Origin of the sequence: Alsobacter ponti (assembly GCF_024294805.1) — a bacterium.
In the GTDB taxonomy this organism is placed as follows: domain Bacteria; phylum Pseudomonadota; class Alphaproteobacteria; order Rhizobiales; family Beijerinckiaceae; genus Alsobacter; species Alsobacter ponti.
In genome coordinates this window covers 1-807 of the sequence record NZ_JANCLU010000055.1, presented here as the reverse complement: position 1 = coordinate 807, position 807 = coordinate 1, and the positions used below count along the sequence as shown (strand labels likewise).

1 protein-coding gene is annotated in these 807 nt (G+C 70.3%); it reads left to right on the top strand.

The genetic code is table 11. The features are described 5' to 3' along the window. The coding region (locus NK718_RS21850) for an IS481 family transposase (protein ID WP_254746844.1) at positions 1–807 on the top strand (807 nt) is incomplete at its 5' end.

Below are 807 nucleotides of genomic sequence, written 5' to 3'. Positions count from 1 at the left end.
TGGCTGTCGCGGTTCCGGGCGGGCGGCGAGCGGATGCTGCGCGACAGGAGCTCGGCGCCCGCGAGGCGGCCCCGAAGCACGCCGGCCGCGACGGTGGGCGCGATCGAGGCGTTACGCCGCCAGCGCCTCGGCGGCCCGGCCATCGCGCGTCGTCTCGGCCTGCCCCGCTCGACGGTCGGCCTGATCCTGCGCCGGCTCGGGCTGGGCCGATTGTCCCTCCTCGATCCCAAACCGCCCGAGAACCGCTACGAGCGGGCCAGACCCGGAGAACTCATCCATCTCGACATCAAGAAGCTCGGCCGGATCGCTCGCCCCGGCCATCGCGTCACGGGCCATCGCCGCGACCGGGGCAAGGGCGTCGGCTGGGATCACGTCCATGTCGCCATCGACGACTGCTCCCGCCTCGCCTTCACCGAAATCCGGCCCAGCGAGAACCAGCACGACGCCACAGCCTTCCTCGAGCGGGCTCTGGCCTTCTTCGCCCGCCATGGCGTCGCCGTGGAGCGCGTCATGACCGACAACGGCTCCGGCTATCGCAGCCGCCTCTTCGCCGCCGCCATCGCCCGCCACGGCCTGCGCCATATCCGCACCAGGCCCTATACGCCGCGCACCAACGGCAAGGCCGAGCGCTTCATCCAGACCAGCCTGCGCGAGTGGGCCTATGCGCGTTCCTACCAGACCTCAACCGAACGAGCCCACGCCATGCCCGCCTGGATCGACGCCTACAACACAACCAGACCCCACGCCGGAATCGGAGGCCTCAGCCCATGGCAGAGGCTGAACAACCTCTTTGGAAACGACACCTAG